Below are 1,624 nucleotides of genomic sequence, written 5' to 3'. Positions count from 1 at the left end.
AAGGACATGCAGACATCGGCCCTGACCCTCAAGACTGACTCTTGCAAGAACCGGCGCTTGTAGTCCGCCACCAGGGCTCGGATGGCCGCGTCGCTGGCGGCATCGTCTTCGTGCAGCAGGCTCAGCACAAACGAGGCCTCACGCACCACCGCCCCGTCAGCACCACGCCATTGGCCGGCGGCTGGCCACACGCTCAGCCCTTGCGGGAAACGCGGCGTGACACTGCTGCGCAGGAATTCGGCCCAGTCCTCGGGCGAAACGGCACCTTCCGGCCTGGCGGTGCCGAAATACAGCGTGTCGCTGATGGCGCGCGTCTCGCCCGCCGCGCACCGCAGCGCCGGCGGCGTGTTGGCACAGCCGGCCATCAGCAGCGCACCCAGCTGCAGGCTCAGCAGTAAAACGCAACGGATCATGGCGCGGAAGCCGGGTTGGCCGGGGCCAGCCCCGGCGGGGTGTAGTTCTCGTCGTGCTTGGCCAGCACTTCCTGCGCCTGCAGGCTACCGTCAGCCGCCAGCCGGCCCTGCACGATGGCGCCCTTGCCTTCGGTGAACAGGTCAGGCAGCACGCCGCGGTAGTGCACCACCAGCGTGTGGTCGGCATCGGCCAGAACGAAGCGCACCGCCAGGCTGTCTGCCTCGCGCTGCAGCGAGCCCGGCTGCACATAGCCGCCGATGCGCAGCGCGTTGTTGTCCGCCTGCGGCCTGGCGGACAGTTCGCTGGGCGTCAGGTAGAAGACCAGGTTTTGCTGGAAGGCATTCAGTGCCAGCGCCACAGCGGCGCCAGCCAGCATCAGCACCGCGGCCCAGATGGCAAAACGCCGTTGCCGCGGGCTCATCGTGCATCCCCCTCGGCGGCGGCCTGCGCCGCGCGCAAGCGCCTCGCGCGCGCGGCCAGCGCCAACCATTCGCAGGCCAAGGCTGCGGTGACCAGTGCCAAGCCGGACCAGACGAACACGCCGTGCCGGCCCATCTGCAAGAAGCTGGCCCAGTCGGACCAGGCAGGGTGCAGCCACTCAGGCATGCAGCACCTCCGCTTGCGGCAACTCGTCCTGCCAGCGCAGCGCCAGCTGGCGTTCGGCGATCACGAGTTGCACCCGGCGCAGCGCCGTGGCCGCGGCATAGGCCCAGGCCGCGGCGGTCATCAGCAGCAGGCCGGCGAGCATCACCGGCGCCATCTGCGCCTGGCCGGGCGTGAGCGTTGCGCCCTGGTGCAAGGTGTTCCACCAGCGCACCGAGAAGTAGATCACCGGCAGGTTCAGCGCGCCCAGCAGCGCCAGCACCGCGCAGCCACGGTCCGCCCGCTCGCCTTCGTCATGCGCCTGCAGCAAGGCCAGGTAGCCCAGGTAGAGGAAGAGCAGCAGCAGCGAGGTGGACAGCCGCGCGTCCCACACCCACCAGGTGCCCCACATCGGCTGGCCCCACAGCGAGCCGGTGGCCAGGCTCAAGGCGGCGAAGACAGCGCCGGTGGGCGCCAGCGCATGCGAGAGCCAGAACGCCGTGCGCACCCGCCAGACCAGGCCGACAAAGCTCCAGGCGGCCATCAGCGCGTAGATGAACATGCTCATCCACGCCGCTGGCACATGCAGGTAGATCAGCCGGTAACCCTGGCCCTGCACCGCATCCGC

Annotated in this window: 4 protein-coding genes; all 4 read right to left on the bottom strand. The window is 69.6% G+C overall.

The annotated features are described in order from the left end of the window. Window positions 1-413 (bottom strand): DUF3574 domain-containing protein (locus tag FKP22_RS29695; protein WP_141291819.1); only part of this gene is annotated, 413 nt, incomplete at its 3' end. After that, window positions 410-835: a cytochrome c maturation protein CcmE gene (ccmE, locus tag FKP22_RS29690; RefSeq protein WP_141291817.1), complete on the bottom strand. Its 426-nt coding sequence runs from the start codon at window positions 833-835 to the stop codon at window positions 410-412. The genes FKP22_RS29695 and ccmE, both read right to left, overlap by 4 nt. After that, on the bottom strand, window positions 832-1,020 hold the full coding sequence (gene ccmD / locus FKP22_RS29685) for a heme exporter protein CcmD (protein ID WP_141291815.1): 189 nt from the start codon (window positions 1,018-1,020) through the stop codon (window positions 832-834). The genes ccmE and ccmD overlap by 4 nt, the downstream gene beginning before the upstream one ends. Then, a partial coding sequence (gene ccmC, locus FKP22_RS29680) for a heme ABC transporter permease CcmC (protein WP_141291813.1) occupies window positions 1,013-1,624 on the bottom strand: 612 nt, incomplete at its 5' end. The genes ccmD and ccmC, both read right to left, overlap by 8 nt.

The organism is Ideonella azotifigens (assembly GCF_006519715.1).
Classification (GTDB): domain Bacteria; phylum Pseudomonadota; class Gammaproteobacteria; order Burkholderiales; family Burkholderiaceae_C; genus Ideonella; species Ideonella azotifigens.
The sequence above is the reverse complement of the archived record's forward strand: the minus strand, read 5'-3'. Positions and strand labels throughout refer to the sequence as shown.